The sequence below is a fragment of the Cryobacterium sp. Hz9 genome (assembly GCF_004402825.1).
GTDB classification, from domain to species: Bacteria; Actinomycetota; Actinomycetes; order Actinomycetales; family Microbacteriaceae; genus Cryobacterium; species Cryobacterium gelidum.
The window spans coordinates 1-16,790 of the sequence record NZ_SOFC01000012.1 but is presented as its reverse complement, the minus strand read 5'-3'; the positions used below and the strand labels follow the sequence as shown (position 1 = coordinate 16,790).

The window sequence follows — 16,790 nt, the reverse complement described above, 5'->3', positions numbered from 1 at the left end:
CCGTGATTACCAGCGCCACCGACTCGTGGGTCATCCGGCTCAGACGCCGGACCGCATGGTGGCGAAGTGCTCAGTGACTAGATCCCGCTTAGCGCTTCCGCATCCGCCGCAACATTCTTCTGCACGGCGAACTGGGTCCGGTGCAATTCCTCGTACCGCCCACCCACGGCCAGCAGTTCCTCGTGCGTACCGCGCTCCACGATCGAGCCGTCCTCAACCACGAGGATCAGGTCCGCGCTGCGGATGGTGGAGAGGCGGTGTGCGATCACCATCGCTGTCCGTCCCTTGAGCGCCTCGCTGAGCGCCGCCTGCACGGCTGCCTCAGACGTCGAGTCCAGCGCCGCCGTCGCCTCGTCGAGGATGACGACGCGCGGCTGGGCGAGCAGGAGCCTCGCGATGGTCATCCGCTGGCGCTCACCCCCGGACAATCGGTAGCCACGTTCGCCCACCATGGTGTTCAGTTGGTCGGGCAGGGACCGGATGAGCGGCTCGAGCCGCGCACGGCGGACGGCGTCCCACACCTCGTCGTCGGACGCTTCCGGCCTCGCGAGGCGCAGATTGGAGAGGATGGTCTCGTGGAACAGGTGGCCGTCTTGCGTCACCATGCCCAGGGTGTGCCGCATGGAGGCGAACGTGACATCGCGGACATCCGTCCCCGCGAGGCGCACGGCGCCGCTGTCGACGTCGTACAGGCGCGAGAGGAGCTGCGCAATCGTGGATTTGCCGGCACCGGACGAACCAACGAGGGCAACGGTCTGACCCGGCTCGATCCTGAAGGACACGCCGTGCAGCACCTCCTCGCCGCCGCGGGTGTCCAATGTGGCAACCTCCTCGAGAGACGCGAGAGATACCTTGTCCGCGGACGGGTAGGCGAAGCGCACGTTGTCGAACTCGACGGACACCGGGCCTTCGGGAACGGCGACGACGTCGGGCTTCTCCTTGATGAGCGGGTCAAGGTCGAGCACCTCAAAGACGCGCTCGAAGCTGACCACCGCGCTCATGATCTCCACCCGTGCGTTTGCGAGGCCGGTGAGCGGCGCGTAGAGGCGGGTGAGGAGAAGCGCCAGGGTGACCACGTCACCGGTGTTCAGCTGGCCGGCGAGTGCGAGGAAGCCGCCGAGCCCGTACACGAGCGCGAGGGCGAGAGCGGAGACGAGCATCAGTGCGGTGTAGAAGACGAACTGCAGCATCGCGGTGCGCACCCCGATGTCGCGGACACGGGCGGCGCGGACGCGGAACTCCTCGGCCTCCTCGTCGGGCCGGCCGAACAGCTTGACGAGGGTGGCGCCGGGCGCTGAGAAGCGCTCGGTCATCTGCGTGCTCATGGCGGAATTGTGATCGGCGGCCTCGCGGCGGAGCGCGGCGAGGCGGCTCCCCATGCGGCGCGCGGGTACCAGGAAGATGGGGAGCATGATCACGGCGAGAACCGTCACGAGCCAGGACGTGCTGAGCATGACGATCAGGGTGAGGATCAGCGCCACGACGTTCGTGACCACGCCGGACAGCGTGCCGCTGAAGGCCTGCTGAGCGCCGATCACATCGTTGTTGAGGCGGCTCACGAGGGCGCCCGTCCGTGTGCGGGTGAAGAACGCGATCGGCATCTTCTGCACGTGGTTGAAGACGGCGGTGCGGAGGTCCAAAATCACGCCTTCACCGATCCGCGCCGAGTACCAGCGCGTCACGAGTGACACGGCGGCGTCGGCCACGGCCACGAGCGCGATGACGACGGCGAGCCACACAATCGTGGTGACCGCGCCCTGGGCGACGATGACGTCGACCACCTGGCCGGCGAGTACCGGCGTCGCGACCGCGAGGAAAGCTCCCACGGTGGAGAGGGTGATGAAGATCAGCAGCTTAGACCGGTAGGGCACCGCGAACGTCATGATCCGCCTCACGGACTCACGGGAGAAGCCGCGTTTGCTGTCCCTAGCACGCGAGATCTTGTGCAGCGAGCTCCAGGCCGCGCCTTCCATGCTCATGGTGGTTCCTTTCGCTCGTACTAGGACAAGTTTAGATAACGAGTTGCCCGAGCTCGGTGTTCCCCCCAGTGGCGGCGAACCGGGGCTTCTTTCATGAAACGGCTCGGCCGGCAACGAGCGCGTGGGCGGGGTTTGCAACTCGGCTGCCGAGGCGATGCGCGGTGCGCCGGTCAGCGTCATGGACCGCGTCAGGGCCGCGGTCATTCCACGACTGTGCGCCCGCCAAAAGCGGTTCACAAGGTCATCATTTACCCATCACATTCATCACTAAATGACCCAAAATGATGCCCTACAATTGGAAGCAGCGAACCGCCCGGTTCCCTGTAAACACAAGGGAATCCGCGGGTTTTCGGAGACAGTCGGCAACGACAAAATGTAGGCAAAAACCTCCAAGGGGTCGCAGGTTCCAATCCTGTCAGCCCGACCAAAAAGTCCCGGAAACTCAAGGGTTTCCGGGTCTTTTTAGGTTAAACAATCGATTACCCCATCTAAAACCCATCTAAAACCCCTCCGAGAACGCCTTCTGGCGGCTCTGCCGTGCGAGTCGACCACGTTACATTCGGTCCCCTTCGATTGCTTAGGTACGCCAGTCGCACCTACGGAATATGAACACACACGAAGCAACTTCAGCCCCCGTCTCTCCCATGGCGTTGGAGCCACTGATGGATGTCGCCGAGCTGGCGAACTACCTCGGCATCCCGGTCTCCACCGTTTACGACTGGCGCGTGCACGGCAAAGGCCCTGTTGCGTACCGGTTCGGCAAGCATCTGAAATTCGCGATCTCCGACGTGCGATCCTGGATGGCCCAGCAGCGCGAACCGTCTGGGCCGCCCGATAGGCGGTGAGCTGAGATGTCGCGGCCACGCATAACGATCGGCACCTTCGGCGACATCACGATCCGCATCCGGCCGTCGGGCCAGTTCGAGGCCCGCACCCACTATCGGGACTGGGACGGCCAGTCGCGCCTGGTGCAATCCACCGGCACCTCCGCCAAAGCAGCCGAGCGAACGTTGAAGGGCAAACTTTCTGAGAGGAAACTGATGCAGCCCACGAACGGCTATTTGACTCCGGACAGCGCGTTCACCGAATTGGTGACGTACTGGTTGGACGATATCGACGCGGAAGGTCGAATCTCCAAGACCACCCGTAATCTGTATGAACGCAACATGCGCACGCTCGTACTGCCAGTGTTTCAATATCTCACGCTGCGTGAGATCGATGTCGTTCGATGCGATCAGTTCATCAAGCAGATGGCGAAGCTCTCCTACAGCCGCGCCAAGCAATCGCGGGTCGTGCTTCGCCTGGCACTCGAGCTGGCGGTACGGCACGAAATTCTCCCGACTAATCCCATGGACCACGTGGCCCGTTTGCACCGGGAGCCGCACATTCCGGACGCGCTCACTGCGGTCGAAGTAAACAAGATCCGAACCGCGATCGCGCGGTGGGAAGCCGGCGTCGGCCACGTCTCCGGTCCACGGCCAGATGGGCAGCTCAGCTCGATCGTCGAGGTGATGCTCGGCACGTCAGCTCGCATCGGAGAAGTGCTGGCGATCCGACGCGTGGACGTCGACGTCACCAGTGCCGTCCCATGCATCCGCCTCGCTGGCACGATCGTGAGCCGCAAGGGCGAGCTGACGTTTCGGCAGGACCACCCCAAGACGGCCAAGTCGCGGCGCGTGGTGGCGCTACCGACCTTTACCTCGGATGCGGTCCGCAGACGTCTCGCGAAGGCCCGCGACCGTGACCCGGATGCCCTGCTGTTTCAGTCACGGGACGGCACCCCGCTGACCACCAACAATGTGCGCCGTCAATTACGCACTGTTCTTGGTGAAGCGGGAATCGCCGGGGTGACGCCGCACCTATTCCGCCGCACCGTGGCCACCGCGGTCAACGACAACGCCAACGTCGAGCTGGCCGCGGAACTGCTCGGTCACACGGATACGAAGATCACGGTGCAGCACTACATCCGGCGCAGCGAGGTGGTGAATCCGGCAACGGCGGAGCTACTGGACAAGGCTTTTGCAAAGGATGAGGACTGAGCGCTGTGCACGAAATGCGACGTCCGATACTAAGCCCGGAATCCTTCTCTGGTGCCCCGTAGGAAATCAGTGGCTAGCGGTGGTACTTGGACTCGAACCAAGGACAAATGATAGTCGTCCCGATGGTCTGGCTCACCCGCAATTGGTGCAGAATTCCGCGGATTTCCGCGATTGTCATGCCTTCTACTGTTCAGGCCGACACGGAGGAGCGCGACCCGAATCTGGTCATTTTTCGGGTTACTGGCGTGTTTATGGTCACGACAAAGAGTGGATTTAACGGTGCTGCAGTGCGATTCTCGCCCTAGAAGGGCGGCGTCACGCAGGTCAACCTGTCATATAGTCGCACGACTGCCACTAGGCCGAACCCGGCACCCTCGAGCCCTGGCTCACAGCTCCCCCTCCATCACACGTACGGCGAGTTCGCTCCGTGAACTGATTCCAAACTTTGAGTAGATGTTGGTGAGGTGATATTGCACGGTCTTGCCGGTCACGTTAAGTTCAGCAGCGGCCTGCCGATTGGTTTTTCCGTTCGCGATAAGGGTGGTCACCGCCAATTCTTGGGCGGTCAGGACGACACCGGGTGCTCCGCCACGGCGAACTATTCGCAGGCCGCCAGCCTGAAGCTCACGGTCGCACCGCTCCACGTAGGTTCGTGCGCCCAGGGTGGCGTAGAGCTCGCGGGCCATGGTGAGGTGAGGTGCAGCGTCTCGACGCTTGCCGACCCGTCTTAAGGACTGCCCGTAGGCGAAGTGCACCCGCGCACGTAGGTAGGGCATAGGAAGCCCTTCGAGCGACGCGAGGCTCCGTTCGAAGGCCGCCCTCGCGCCCTTGATTTCGTCGTGCGCGATGAGTATTCGGCCGCGCACGCAGGCCAGCCTGGCCTGAGTCGATCGATGCCGACGCCGGTCCGCGAGAAGCTCGAGAGGGCGGATGAATTCATCTGCCTCCTCCGCACGTTTCACCATTACCAACGCGTCGGCATAGACGGCCTGCCAGGGCCAGAATCCAGGCTCATCGATGCCGTGTGCTCGGTCCAGTCCAAGCAGCGGTGCGAAAGCACGGACGACCCCCGCGTAGTCGGCTTGCACTTCGGCCAACTGCGCGCCGGCCATGCACGCGGGAATCTGCATAACAGGGTAGTTTTCGGCCGTAGCGCTCGACAACGCCACGTGAGCGGATGCCTGTTCAAGTTCGCCTCGAAGCGCGAACACTTGCGCGGCGGTCCAGTGCAGTAGCGGCCGGACGAGTTCGATTTGTGAACCCTCCTGGTCGACGATGGCACGCTCGACGGTTCGCAGAGCATCGTCCCAGCTGCCCAAAGTGAATTCAGCGCGGGCTTTCCAGCCCTGCGCCCAGAGGGCGATCCGTAGTGAACCATAGTTGTACGCCGTGGGAACCGCGATGGTGAGCTCGTCCCGTGCCAGTTCGGGCTCGTCCAAGGCCAGCTGAAGCCACCCTTTCCCAAGCCGTATGCGCTGCGACTGGGCGCCAACCTCATCGTCATTGCTCAACTGGCTATAGAGCAGGGTTGCCTGCTCGCTTGCCCCTGACGCACCGAGACCAAGTCCAACCATCGCCCGCGCTTCGACGGCTGCGGGAATCCCCGGCTCTACCAGGGCGGTTGATTGCTGCGCCCACTGGACCAGGTTTGGACCATGCCACTTCGCCAGTGAATGCAACACGAGACGCTGCGCAACGGTCGCGGCGGTATCGGCGTCTGTATGCGGATCGCATTGCTCCCAGGCTCCGATCAAGAGGCGTTCGGCCTGGAGCAGACGCCCCCGATGCACCGCCAGATATCCTTGCACGGAGTCGCGGAGCGGTCCGGGTGAGAAGCTCGCGATTTCATCGCTATAGCTCAGCGCCCGGGGCACGTCCCCAGCGCCGACGAGTGCATCGAGGCCTCGCAGCAGACGATGTTCACGTTCGGCTCGCGTGGGCCACAATCGTGCGGATGCCAAATAGGCTTCGGCAGCAGTTTCCCACGCCCCCAGTTCACTTTGATCGAGCGCGAACTGTTCAAATTCGGCCGCGAGCGCCGGGTCCGGCAGAATCGCTGCAGCTGCCCGGTGGGTTAGCCGCTCCCCCTCACCGTCAACCACTCGCGCCGCCGACAGATGAAGTGCTGCGCGCTTCGTCAGGTGAAGCGATTCGTAGATTGCTGCCCGCATGAGCGGACTGGAAAAGGTGATGCGAAAAAGAGTTCCCGCTCCCGATCCCGTCACGAAGCCGGCCGCCACCGCTTCGGCCAGGCCTGTCATGGGCCCGTCGATCTTCGCAAGGGTTACGGCGTCGGCCAGGTACGCGGAGTCGCCCAGCACTGCCAGCATCTCAACCAGAGTCCGAGCATCGAGGCTCAGTGTGCACAGCTTTCGCCGGGCGTCACTAGCAAACTGGCGTGGCACGGGAAGAATCTGCTGCCAATCCGACAAGGACCCCGGTGGGCTCTCGAGCATCAACTGTTGGAGGTGACGAGGATTTCCGGCGGTGTGAACACCCAGCCGGTGGGCGGCTGACGCTGTCAGATCGACTCGCCCATGGGCGAGTGCCAGGTGCTGGATCGCTTCCGTGTTCAGCGGGCCCAATTCCAGCGACGCGGATCCGGTTAGTCCTACCAGTCGGATGGCTGCGCCCGAGAGGTCCTGCTCGCTCGCGGCCGCGAGGATGACGAGAACTCGTTCGGTGCGCAGGCGCCTCACCGCATAGAGAAGCGCTTGGGTCGACTCATCATCGGCGGCGCCAAGGTCATCAAGGAACACAACGAGCGGAGTTTCCTCGGCATGCTTTCGCACGGCAACAAGCAGAGCCTCACCGGCAGTTCCAACCGTCGGAGGCTCGGTCGATTGATGCCAGGCGGCACCCGCCAGCAGTTGATCAAGCACACCGAAGGGGATGTTTTTTTCCCAGAGGACTCCACTGGCACGGATGGTCCGGGGACGATTCTGGCCCAGGAACGCCTCGATCAGGGCAGACCGTCCGATTCCCTCGGGCCCGGTGACCACGGCCATGACGGCGCGGCCAGTAGTGGCCGTGCTCATCAGGTCGCCAAGCGCCTCGATCTCCGCTAGCCGTCCGAAGATTCGAAGGCCCTCAGTGGCTATCATCGCACGTAGCTTAGTCGATGGTGCTGGATGCGTGGACGCTGGACGTATCGTGGTCAGACGATACGCCAGGCTCCGACGCACCACTCGATGCCCGTTCGGCGGGGTGCCGAGGAACAAAAAGAGTAACGAGCGCCCCGAACAGGGCAACCCCGGCGAAGACGTAGAACGCCGCCGTCCCGGCTGCACCGGCGGCAATCAGGGCACCGCCGAGGAGCGGTCCAAAGATTCCGCCTAGGCGGCCGAATCCAGCGCACCACGCGACCCCGGCCGCACGCACGGAGGTGACGTAGTAGTTCGAGACAAATCCATAAATGAGAACTTGCGTTCCCAGCGTGCCCAGGCCAGCAATGGCGATGGCGACAAGCAGCACGCTCAAGGGTAGGTGGAACGTGATCAGGATCAACGACACGGTGGCCAACCCGAAGGTCGAGGAGACGATGCGACGCGGGCCGAATCTATCGGCCGCACGGGACGCAACCAGCCCCCCGATGACTGCACCCGCGTTCAGCGTCACCAGGAACAGCAAAGAGTACGTTTTATCGTAGCCGTACTGCAGCATGATCTCGGGCAGCCACGTGTTCAACCCATAGGTCAGCATGAGGCCTGAGAAGCTCATGAGCCCGAGAAGTACGGTGGGCACAAAGAAACGACTGCTGCACAACCCGGCGAACCCCGAACGCTGGCCACTGAGCACCACCGACGCAGCGGATGCTGTGAGGGCGTCATCGGACAGCATCGGTATTCCGATCTGGCGAGAGAGCGCCTCCGCCTCGCCAACGCGGCCGCGAGAGAGCAGCCACTTGGGAGATTCCGAAAGCCTCATCACGGCCATGGGAAAGAGAAAGAGGAGCGGCGAGGCGCCGATCAGAAACAGCCCACGCCATCCCACCAGATCCGAGAGCCACAGCGCCAGAAGAGACGCGAACAGTGCCCCCAGAGGAACACCGGAATAGACCAGAGCATTGTAAAAATTGCGTTGGCCCGCCGGGGCGAATTCCGCGACCATGGCACCGGCCGTCGCAACGAGAGCTCCGACACCGATACCGGTGAGGAAACGCATCAGTCCGAAAGCACCGATACTCGTGGTCATCGCCGTCGCCGCCATACCGAGCGAAAACCACACGATATTGATCAGCATAATCTTTCGGCGTCCGAAGAAATCCCCGACTGCACCGGCGCTCAAAGCACCCACCATCACCCCCATGAGGGCATAACTTCCGAGCAAACCGGCCTGAACGGGATCCACGGCACCGATCTGGCTGGGATCACGAAGAAGCGTTGACACGATGGTGCCGTAGACCACGAGATCGTACCCATCGAAGACCAGGGCCAACGCGGTAATCAGTACCACCCAGCGCAAAGTTTTGCGCTGAAGGACAGCGTTCGAGGCGTCGCTAATGTGCATTGTGTAACTCCTTTGTTACATGAGGAAAAGTGGGTGACGCTACCGCGCTGAGAACAGCTACTCAGCCACGGTCGCCGCCCGCTACCGGCAGCACGGTACCGGTGAGGTAGGTCGCTTCATCGGAAGCGAGGAACACGATGGGAGCGGTTTGCTCGTCAAGGGTGCCGTAGCGTTTCATCCAGCTCGAATCAATCGTCTGATCCACAATCTCTTGGTACCAGGCCTTTTCCTGCACACCCGTCGGCAAGGGGCCGCGCGCCACCTGACGCTCGGGAGCATCCGTTCCGCCCGGCGCTGTAGCCACGACGCGAATGCCGTGCCGTGCCGTTTCCATTGCGAGCGCGGCCGTGATTGCACCTACACCACCTTTGGCCGCTGCATAAGGGACCCGATTGACACCCCGAGTCGCAACGGAGGAGACGTTCACGATGACACCCGACTGCTGCTCGATCAGAAACGGCAGTACCGCGTGGCACGACCACAGGGTGGGGAAGAGCGATCGTTGAATTTCTTGCTGAATCTCGGCGGGCGCGTAGTGCTCAAAAGGTTTGGCCCAAATGGTCCCGCCGACGTTGTTGATCAAAACGTCAATTCGGCCGTGCCACGCGTGCGCCGACGACATCGCCGAAACTGTGTGCTCGTAGAGCTCCAAATCGGCGCTGATGCTGTGTGCCTCACCCCCAAAATCGCGGATGGACTGAGCAACATCGTGCACGACTTCAGCTCTATCGATGAGCACAACAAGCCCGGATTCGGCGGCCACCCGCCGCGCCACGGCCAAACCGATCCCCTGTGCTGCGCCGGTCACGACGACAACTTTGCCCGCGAACCGGTGGGGGTGCACCCACGACGCCATCAAACGCCCACACCTGCGGGAACGAGGGCGGCGAGTGCAAATTTTTCAGAATAGAAGTTCGCGGGTTCAACTCCCTCATTGTGAAGCCACGACCGCACGGCCTCGACCATGTTCGGAGGACCACAGAGGTAGATGTCGACGTCGCCGTCATTGATGTGCTGGTCGTCAATAAAGCTGGTGACGTAACCCCTATTCGGCGCCATGCTCGCCGGGTCTGCCACGCAGAAATCGAAGGTGAACTTCGGAATACGGTCCGCGTAGAACTGCAGCCGATCCAGTTCGACAAGATCGACGTCCGTACTCACTCCATAGATCAAGTGCACCGGGTGCTCTAATTCCAGGGTGGTCATCTTCTCCAGCATGGATAGCAGCGGTGCAAGGCCGGTACCGCCGGCCAGCATCAGGGTCGGGCGGGTGAGATCTCGGAGGAAGAAACTCCCACGCGGGCCGGTGACCTCGACCGTGTCACCGACCTGAGCGGTGTCGCGGAGGTAGCTGGACATGAGTCCGCGGTCGGTGATGCGGATAAGGAACGAGACCGCGAGGGCCGACGGGCCGGAACTAAAGGAGTACGACCGGCTCTCGTCTGTTCCCGGAACACCAATATTGACATACTGACCCGACAAAAATTCCAGGGAGCCCCGGTCTTCAAGCTCCACGGTGAAGCCATACGTGGTCTCGGAGATACGCCGAATTTCGGTGAGGGTCGTGACGAACGTTCCCGCCTGAGTCTTGGCCATAGCGGATGTCGTTGGAATCTGCAGGACCAGATCGCTGGTGGGCGTCATCTGGCAAGGCAGGCAGTAACCGTGGCTCGCCTCCTCATCGGTGAGAGCATCTTCAATGTAGTCACCGCCGTCGTAGCTGCCCGATTCGCAGAGGGACTTGCACGTACCACAGGCGCCGTCCCGGCAGTCCAACGGAATATTGATTCGTGCTCGGTAGGAGGCGTCGGCCACGGTTTCTCGAGGACCACACTTGATAAAGCGAGTGACACCGTCTTCAAAGCTCAGGGCAACCTGGTGGTTCATAATTTACTCAATTCGATCGGGAGTCATTACGACAGCGGTCAGATGTGATAAATGTCCACAACATGGTGGATGTAGTCATTTTTCAGAACGACTTTTTTCTTGAGGATGAAAGGCTGAGTCCCGGAAAAGTCGATCGTGTAGAACGAGGTCCCGAAGTAGTGGTCCACGTTCTGGTACCGGTAATAGAGGGTGAACCAGTTGAACCGCACGTCTACGAGTGCGCCCCGCTGCTCGACCACCTCAACGTTGGTGATGTTGTGTCCGGTGCGCGGATCGGGCAGGCTCGTCGCGCTGGACCGGTCCGTTTTGATGCGAAACACCCGGTCCTCAATGCCGCCGCGGTTGGCATAGTAGATCAGCGAGATCTCCCGCTGAGGATCTTCGGTCAGCTGGTCATCATCGGCCCAGGCCGGCATCCAAAACTCGGAACTGGGGTGGTAGCAGTCGATCCACCGCTCATACTCCCGGTCGTCCAGGAAACGTGCCTCACGATAGAGAAACTGCTGGATCTCATCGAGAGGAACCGTCGCGGTGCTGGTGTCTAGCATCATCGTCATTGCTCTGCCTTACCCTTCTGTTCCATCCGAACTGCCGTGCGCATGGTGTCCAGCCAGTACCCGTGCTGGATTGGATATAGCCCTTCGTCTTCCGTTCGAGCGCCGCTGGAGAGCGGCTTGAGCCCGATCTTGTCAGCGGTCTCATCGGGACCGGTGATCTGATGCGCGGCCCCGCGGCTCAGGTCATTCCACTTGGCGGCCGTTGCCCGGTAGGTCTTCTGGCAGGACCGAAACTCTTCAAGGTCGTCCGGCGTCGCCATTCCGGAAGCATTGAAGAAGTCCTCATACTGACGGATGCGATTCGCGCGGTTCGCATCGCTCTCCCCCTTGGGCGCGATGCAGTAAATCGTCACTTCGGTCTTGTCAACGGAAATCGGGCGCAGGTGACGAATCTGGGAGCCAAACTGATCCATCAGGTACACGTTTGGATAGACGCACAGATTGCGGGAAATATCGATCATCCAGTCCGCTTTCGCCTCACCGACGCGTTCCACGAGCTCGTCGCGACGGTCAGACAGCGGACGATTACTCGGGTCGAGCCATTCGGTCCACAGCAGCAGGTGCCCGTGTTCGAAGGAGTAATAGCCGCCCTTCTGCTTGTCCCAGCCGCCTGCATCCATCGCCGTGGTCTCGTTGAGAGATTCCCCGCTGGTGCGACGTGCCGTCGTGGCGGCGTAGTTCCAGTGCGTAGCCGTCACGTGATAACCATCGGCACCGTTCTCCGCCTGGAGCTTCCAGTTTCCGTCGTAGGTGTAGGTGGACGCGCCACGCAGAACTTCGAGCCCATCCGGAGACTGCTCGACGATCATGTCGATGATCTTGGTGGATTCGCCCAGGTGCTCTTCGAGCGGCAGCACGTCTTCTCGAAGGCTTCCAAAGAGGAACCCCCGATAGCTCTCGAATCGGGCCACCTTGGTCAGATCGTGAGAACCGTCCGTGTTGAACTGCTCCGGATAGCCCGCATCTCGAGAGTCCTTGACCTTCAGCAGCTTGCCGGAGTTATTGAACGTCCAGCCGTGAAACGGGCAGGTGAACGTGGTTCTATTGTCGGTCTTGCGTCGGCACAGCATGGCCCCGCGGTGGCTGCACGCATTGATCAGCGCGTTGAGACTGCCTTCTTTGTTGCGTGAGATAACGATGGGCTGCCGGCCAATGTTGGTTGTGAAGTAGTCGCCCACGTTCGGGATCTGGCTCTCGTGGGCGAGATAGATCCAATTTCCTTCGAAAATGTGGTCCATCTCGAGTTCAAAGATTTCTTCGTCGGTGAAGATGCTGCGCTTCACCCGATGGATGCCCGTGTCTTCGTTCTCGATGACTGCATCGTCGAGAAAGGTGGTGACGTTATCAAGCTTGTCAGTCATTGCCGCTCCAATCTGATTGGGGCTACGTTGCCCCGGCCAACCGGCACTGGTTGGCAAGTTTTTTGTGCTGATGACGACGATTACAGTGTGCACCGACGCTCACACTAGGCATTTGCCTAGGGTCGCCTAGGGGGGCTATTAGAACCTCTCGAATATCAATAGCGTCATAGACATCGGATCCGAGTATGAATCCGCTACACCGCGATCCGCGGGTCACAGCCGATCCGTAAGAGACGAAAGTGAGGTCTGCTGTGGAGTTACGCCACCTGCGCTATTTCGCCACGGTCGCCCAGACCCGCCATTTCGGACGCGCCGCCGAACGGCTGCAGATGGCCCAACCTCCCCTCTCCCGACAGATTCGCCAGCTTGAAGCGGAACTTGGGGTCGAGCTTCTGGCCCGGACGACCCGCCAGGTTGACCTGACGCCAGCCGGCGAAGTCTTTTACGCGGATGCCGTGCGCATCCTCCGGTCTGTGGAATCGGCCCAAGTGCACGTACGACGGTTTGCGACCGGCAAATCAGGCACCCTTCGGATGGGTTTCACGAGCTCAGCCGCGTATCGCCAACTCCCCGCGATTGCACGTCTGGTCAACAAATTTCTTCCCACGGTCGCACTCGAAATCAGGACTGAAATGCTGACCCTGGCGCAGGAGAGCGCCCTGCTGGACTCGGAACTGGATGTTGCGGTGCTTCGCCCGCCCGCGCGCAGTGCCGCGCTCGGCCTGCGCACGATTGCCCAGGAGTCCCTGATCCTGGCTGTGTCTGAGCAGAACCCGTTGAGCTCCAACCGTGAGGTGAGCATGGCGGAACTCAGCGCCGAGAATTTCATCATGTACCCGCAATCCTCGCTCTCGGTCGTCAACGATGCCGTGGTCGCAAGTTGTCTCGCCTCGGGTTTCTACCCGCAGGTGGCGTACGAGACTGAGAAAACGTCCACGGCGCTCTCGCTTGTGGCCGCGGGACTCGGGGTGGCGGTTGTTCCGGAATCCACAGGCAGCATGACCCTGTCGGGTGTCGTCTACCTCGACCTGCTGGATGCCGAGAGCATTGAACTGGCGTTGGCCTGGCGCACGAACGATCAATCGCCGCTGGTCGCCCGGCTGATAGAGCTCCTCGACGAAAATCACTTCTTTCACATTCCGCATCCGACCGAAGGCTCCCGTGAAAATCTCTAAAATCGAAGCGATCCCCTTCGCGATTCCGTACAAAAAGCCGCTGCGTTTTGCCAGTGGCGAGGTGCGTGTGGCCGCGCACATTCTGGTGCGGGTCCACAGCGAAGACGGCTTTGTGGGAGAGGCCGAAGCCCCGCCCCGCCCCTTCACGTATGGGGAGACTCAGGATTCCATCAAGTCGATGGTCGAAAAGGTTTTCGCGCCCGAACTCGTAGGTTTGTCCTGCCTCAACCGCGAACAGATCCATGCCGTCATGAACCGCACGGTCGGCAATCCCACGGCCAAGTCCGCCGTCGATATGGCGGTCTGGGACGTAATTGGCAAGTCTCTCCAGCTTCCGGTGACCACTCTCCTGGGCGGCTACGCCGACCGGATGCGGGTCTCGCACATGCTGGGATTCGCCAGCCCTCAATCCATGGTCGTCGAAGCGGAGCGGATGCGGGACGTCTACGGGATTACCACCTTTAAAGTGAAAGTCGGCCGCAAGCCATTCATGCTCGACGTGGAGGTCTGCCGGGCTCTACGCGCCGCGTTGGGCAGCGAGGTTGAGCTGTACATCGACGGCAACCGGGGCTGGACTCCGTCCGAGTCACTGCGCGCGCTCAACGCCATGAACGATCTCGACCTGACACTCGCCGAGGAACTCTGCCCGGCTGATGACGTTCTGGGGCGCAAGTGGCTGACCGCTCGTAGTCCCCTTCCAGTCGTGGCCGACGAGAGCGCCACGACACCCGGGGAGGTCACCCGTGAATTGCTCAGCGGGGCTTCCAATGTCATCAGCATCAAGACCGCGCGCACCGGCTTCACCTCTTCCCGGCGCGTGCTGCACCTGTGCGAGGGACTCGGCACCGAGGTCGTCATGGGTAACCAGATTGACGGCCAGATCGGCACCATGTGCAGCGCGGTCTTCGGATCCGCTTACAAGGCCACGACGTCACGGGCCGGTGAACTGTCCAACTTTCTGGATATGTCGGACGACCTACTCGCCGACCCTCTCGAGATTTCGGACGGCACTCTCGCCGTCCGCAACGTGGCGGGACTGGGGATTGAAGTCGATCCCGCCAAGCTGGCGAAGTATCGCCAGGACTCTTAACCGCATCATTTCATGCCCCATTACACATCTGTGTGGGGCACCACATCAGAGATGGAGAACAGAATGACCGAACAGATCGCAACCACAGACAGCCGCACCGAGTTCGACGCCAAGGCAGCCGAGTCCGGACAGCAAGCCACGGAGCGCTATCAAGAAAACCACAGGGTCGAGATCGAGGTCAGCACGGAACGCGTGAATCTTCTCGCGGTCGAAGTTCTCAACTCCCTCGCCGACACCATCCGGCGGCACAAAGTCAGCTACGACGAGTTCCAGGCCGTCAAGGGCTGGCTCATACAGGTGGGCTTAGACGGCGAATGGCCGCTCTTCATGGACGTGTGGGTGGAGCACGTGATCGAAGACGTTGCCACCGAAGCCCGCCACGGCAATAAGGGCGCCATCGAGGGACCTTACTATGTCGCACAGGCACCCTCGTTGGCGACCCCGGCCACTCTGCCGATGCGCGCGGACGAGGCAGGTACTCCGTTGCTGTTCCAGGGCACCATCACCACCGTTGACGGAACCGTTCTGCCGGGCGCCACGGTGGAGATCTGGCACGCCGATAGCCACGGCTTCTACTCGCAGTACAGCCCGGGCCTTCCTGAGTGGAATCTGCGCGGCACCGTCATCGCTGACGAGCATGGCCGGTTCCAGATCAATACGATCGAGCCGGCCCCGTACCAGGTCCCCACTGACGGAGCCTGTGGCAAACTCATTGCCGCAGCCGGCTGGCACGCCTGGCGTCCGGCCCATCTGCATCTGAAGGTGTCTGCTCCGGGCCAGCAACTGCTCACGGCACAGCTCTACTTCACCGGCGACCGGCACTTGTCCGATGACATCGCCTCCGCCGTCAAGCCGGAACTGATCCTGAGCCCGACCCCGGTGGCGGGTGGACCGGGCGAAGAAGTCACCTACGACTTCGTTCTCGATCCGATTTCTGCATAGCCCGTTCCGTCACGGTCTGAGGAGGTAGACATGCTCTTTTCGGTCAACATGAACGTCCGCATACCGGTAGGTCTCGATCCGGCGGTGAAAGCGGCGACGCTCGCTCGGGAGAAGGCCTATTCCCAGGCCCTCCAGCGTTCGGGAGAGTGGGTGCACATCTGGCGCAACGTGGGCCAGTACTCGAACCTGAGTATTTTCGATGTGGACAGCAACGAGCGCCTGCACCGCATTCTGTGGGACCTGCCGCTCTTCCCCTACATGGAGATTGTCGTCACCGCACTGTCGTCCCACCCGTCGGACATTGCTGTGGCGGAGAAAGCATGAGCCATCCCGACATTCTGCATACCCTCGACGGGGTCCGAGCCGGGGATCCGACAGCGCCGCTTCTCGTGCTCGGACCCTCCCTAGGCACGACGGCTGAACTCTGGGCCGGGCCAGCAGACCTGCTCGCAGCAACGCACCGCGTTCTGAGATACGATTTGCCCGGCCATGGCGTCAGCCCTAATGCGCGTGAGTCGTTCTGCATCTCGGATCTCGCCGATGCTGTGATCGCGGCGATCGATTCCGTCGGCGGAGGTCCCTTTCACTATGCGGGGGTCTCCCTCGGCGGTGCTGTCGGCTTGCAGTTGGCCCTGCGGCATCCGGACCGCTTGCGGAGCGTGAGCATTTTCTGCTCGGGAGCGCGGGTGGGCACCCCCGAAGCTTGGCGAGCTCGTGCAGCTCAAGTACGTGCGAGTGGCACGGGCACCCTGGTTGACGGAAGCGCCGAGCGTTGGTTCGCTCCCGGCTTTCTGGCGCGCGACGTTGCAGGCTCGACTGCTCTGGCCGCGTTGCGGGACGTTGACGACGAATCGTATGCGCTGGCCTGTGAGGCGTTGGCCGAATTTGATGTGACGGATGCCCTGGGCACACTCTCTACACCCACCCTCTGCGTCTCCGGGGAATACGACCGGGTGACGCCCAGCGCTCAGCTCGCTGAGCTCAGCGATCGCATCCCCGAGGCACGCTGGGCGACGATAGCTGGCGCGGCGCACCTTCCTCCTCTCGAACGCCCGCGAGAGGTCACCGAGCTGCTTCTCTCAAACACACGCCGGCCAATCAAACCGAACAAAGACGAATTTCATGGATAAGACATATTTCTCCGCGGCATCCGCCGTCGCCGACATTCCCGATGGCGCCTCGCTCGCCGTCGGTGGATTCGGCCTGGTCGGCGTGCCGATCGTGCTCATTCGTGCGCTGCTCGCACTCGGC

At 61.8% G+C, this 16,790-nt stretch carries 15 protein-coding genes; 8 read left to right on the top strand and 7 right to left on the bottom strand.

What is annotated here, in order from left to right:
• Positions 1-77 precede the first annotated feature (77 nt).
• The gene (locus E3N85_RS06175; protein WP_134460855.1) at positions 78-1,979 is read right to left on the bottom strand and encodes an ABC transporter ATP-binding protein; all 1,902 of its coding nucleotides are present in this window, start codon (positions 1,977-1,979) and stop codon (positions 78-80) included.
• A 662-nt stretch (positions 1,980-2,641) separates the two neighbouring features.
• Here E3N85_RS06175 and E3N85_RS06165 point away from each other — a divergent pair.
• Complete coding sequence (locus E3N85_RS06165) at positions 2,642-2,824, top strand: helix-turn-helix domain-containing protein (protein ID WP_134460852.1); 183 nt, start codon at positions 2,642-2,644, stop codon at positions 2,822-2,824.
• A 123-nt stretch (positions 2,825-2,947) separates the two neighbouring features.
• Positions 2,948-4,018, top strand: a complete 1,071-nt coding sequence (locus tag E3N85_RS06160; protein ID WP_241978340.1) for a site-specific integrase — start codon at positions 2,948-2,950, stop codon at positions 4,016-4,018.
• A 386-nt stretch (positions 4,019-4,404) separates the two neighbouring features.
• On the opposite strand, the gene E3N85_RS06155 is transcribed toward E3N85_RS06160, so the two are convergent.
• From E3N85_RS06155 to benA, 6 genes are all read right to left on the bottom strand, one after another.
• Positions 4,405-7,122: a LuxR family transcriptional regulator gene (locus E3N85_RS06155; protein ID WP_134460847.1), complete on the bottom strand. Its 2,718-nt coding sequence runs from the start codon at positions 7,120-7,122 to the stop codon at positions 4,405-4,407.
• A 10-nt stretch (positions 7,123-7,132) separates the two neighbouring features.
• Positions 7,133-8,527, bottom strand: a complete 1,395-nt coding sequence (locus E3N85_RS06150) for an aromatic acid/H+ symport family MFS transporter (protein WP_134460844.1) — start codon at positions 8,525-8,527, stop codon at positions 7,133-7,135.
• 61 nt (positions 8,528-8,588) lie between these two features.
• The gene (locus tag E3N85_RS06145; RefSeq protein WP_134461146.1) at positions 8,589-9,383 is read right to left on the bottom strand and encodes a 1,6-dihydroxycyclohexa-2,4-diene-1-carboxylate dehydrogenase; all 795 of its coding nucleotides are present in this window, start codon (positions 9,381-9,383) and stop codon (positions 8,589-8,591) included.
• Entirely contained in the window at positions 9,383-10,414 is a 1,032-nt protein-coding gene (gene benC, locus E3N85_RS06140) for a benzoate 1,2-dioxygenase electron transfer component BenC (RefSeq protein ID WP_134460841.1), read from the bottom strand. The genes E3N85_RS06145 and benC overlap by 1 nt, the downstream gene beginning before the upstream one ends.
• Positions 10,415-10,452: 38 nt before the next feature.
• The gene (benB, locus tag E3N85_RS06135; RefSeq protein ID WP_198412065.1) at positions 10,453-10,971 is read right to left on the bottom strand and encodes a benzoate 1,2-dioxygenase small subunit; all 519 of its coding nucleotides are present in this window, start codon (positions 10,969-10,971) and stop codon (positions 10,453-10,455) included.
• Positions 10,968-12,332: a benzoate 1,2-dioxygenase large subunit gene (gene benA / locus E3N85_RS06130; RefSeq protein WP_134460838.1), complete on the bottom strand. Its 1,365-nt coding sequence runs from the start codon at positions 12,330-12,332 to the stop codon at positions 10,968-10,970. Before benA ends, benB begins: the two co-directional genes overlap by 4 nt.
• Before the next feature lie 239 nt (positions 12,333-12,571).
• On the opposite strand from benA, the gene E3N85_RS06125 reads away from it, so the two are divergent.
• The 6 genes from E3N85_RS06125 to E3N85_RS06100 form a co-directional block, all read left to right on the top strand.
• Positions 12,572-13,507, top strand: a complete 936-nt coding sequence (locus E3N85_RS06125) for a LysR substrate-binding domain-containing protein (RefSeq protein ID WP_241978338.1) — start codon at positions 12,572-12,574, stop codon at positions 13,505-13,507.
• Positions 13,494-14,597 carry a mandelate racemase/muconate lactonizing enzyme family protein gene (locus E3N85_RS06120; RefSeq protein WP_134460835.1) on the top strand — a complete coding sequence of 368 codons (1,104 nt, stop codon included), beginning with the start codon at positions 13,494-13,496 and terminating at the stop codon, positions 14,595-14,597. The genes E3N85_RS06125 and E3N85_RS06120 overlap by 14 nt, the downstream gene beginning before the upstream one ends.
• Positions 14,598-14,660: 63 nt before the next feature.
• Positions 14,661-15,539: a catechol 1,2-dioxygenase gene (catA, locus tag E3N85_RS06115; RefSeq protein ID WP_241978337.1), complete on the top strand. Its 879-nt coding sequence runs from the start codon at positions 14,661-14,663 to the stop codon at positions 15,537-15,539.
• 30 nt (positions 15,540-15,569) lie between these two features.
• A complete protein-coding gene (locus E3N85_RS06110; RefSeq protein ID WP_134460829.1) occupies positions 15,570-15,863 on the top strand; it encodes a muconolactone Delta-isomerase in 294 nt (97 codons plus the stop codon).
• The gene (locus E3N85_RS06105) at positions 15,860-16,669 is read left to right on the top strand and encodes an alpha/beta fold hydrolase (protein WP_134460827.1); all 810 of its coding nucleotides are present in this window, start codon (positions 15,860-15,862) and stop codon (positions 16,667-16,669) included. Before E3N85_RS06110 ends, E3N85_RS06105 begins: the two co-directional genes overlap by 4 nt.
• On the top strand, positions 16,662-16,790 hold a 129-nt coding region (locus E3N85_RS06100), incomplete at its 3' end, for a CoA-transferase (protein WP_304990977.1). The genes E3N85_RS06105 and E3N85_RS06100, both read left to right, overlap by 8 nt.

Excerpts from the sequence above, each read along its gene's own strand:
- E3N85_RS06175 (WP_134460855.1), bottom strand. The coding sequence starts at position 1,979 with ATGAGCATGGAAGGCGCGGCCTGGAGCTCGCTGCACAAGATCTCGCGT.
- E3N85_RS06165 (WP_134460852.1), top strand. The coding sequence starts at position 2,642 with ATGGATGTCGCCGAGCTGGCGAACTACCTCGGCATCCCGGTCTCCACC.
- E3N85_RS06155 (WP_134460847.1), bottom strand. The coding sequence starts at position 7,122 with ATGATAGCCACTGAGGGCCTTCGAATCTTCGGACGGCTAGCGGAGATC.
- E3N85_RS06150 (WP_134460844.1), bottom strand. The coding sequence starts at position 8,527 with ATGCACATTAGCGACGCCTCGAACGCTGTCCTTCAGCGCAAAACTTTG.
- E3N85_RS06145 (WP_134461146.1), bottom strand. The coding sequence starts at position 9,383 with ATGGCGTCGTGGGTGCACCCCCACCGGTTCGCGGGCAAAGTTGTCGTC.
- benC (WP_134460841.1), bottom strand. The coding sequence starts at position 10,414 with ATGAACCACCAGGTTGCCCTGAGCTTTGAAGACGGTGTCACTCGCTTT.
- benB (WP_198412065.1), bottom strand. The coding sequence starts at position 10,971 with ATGACGATGATGCTAGACACCAGCACCGCGACGGTTCCTCTCGATGAG.
- benA (WP_134460838.1), bottom strand. The coding sequence starts at position 12,332 with ATGACTGACAAGCTTGATAACGTCACCACCTTTCTCGACGATGCAGTC.
- catA (WP_241978337.1), top strand. The coding sequence starts at position 14,661 with ATGACCGAACAGATCGCAACCACAGACAGCCGCACCGAGTTCGACGCC.
- E3N85_RS06110 (WP_134460829.1), top strand. The coding sequence starts at position 15,570 with ATGCTCTTTTCGGTCAACATGAACGTCCGCATACCGGTAGGTCTCGAT.
- E3N85_RS06105 (WP_134460827.1), top strand. The coding sequence starts at position 15,860 with ATGAGCCATCCCGACATTCTGCATACCCTCGACGGGGTCCGAGCCGGG.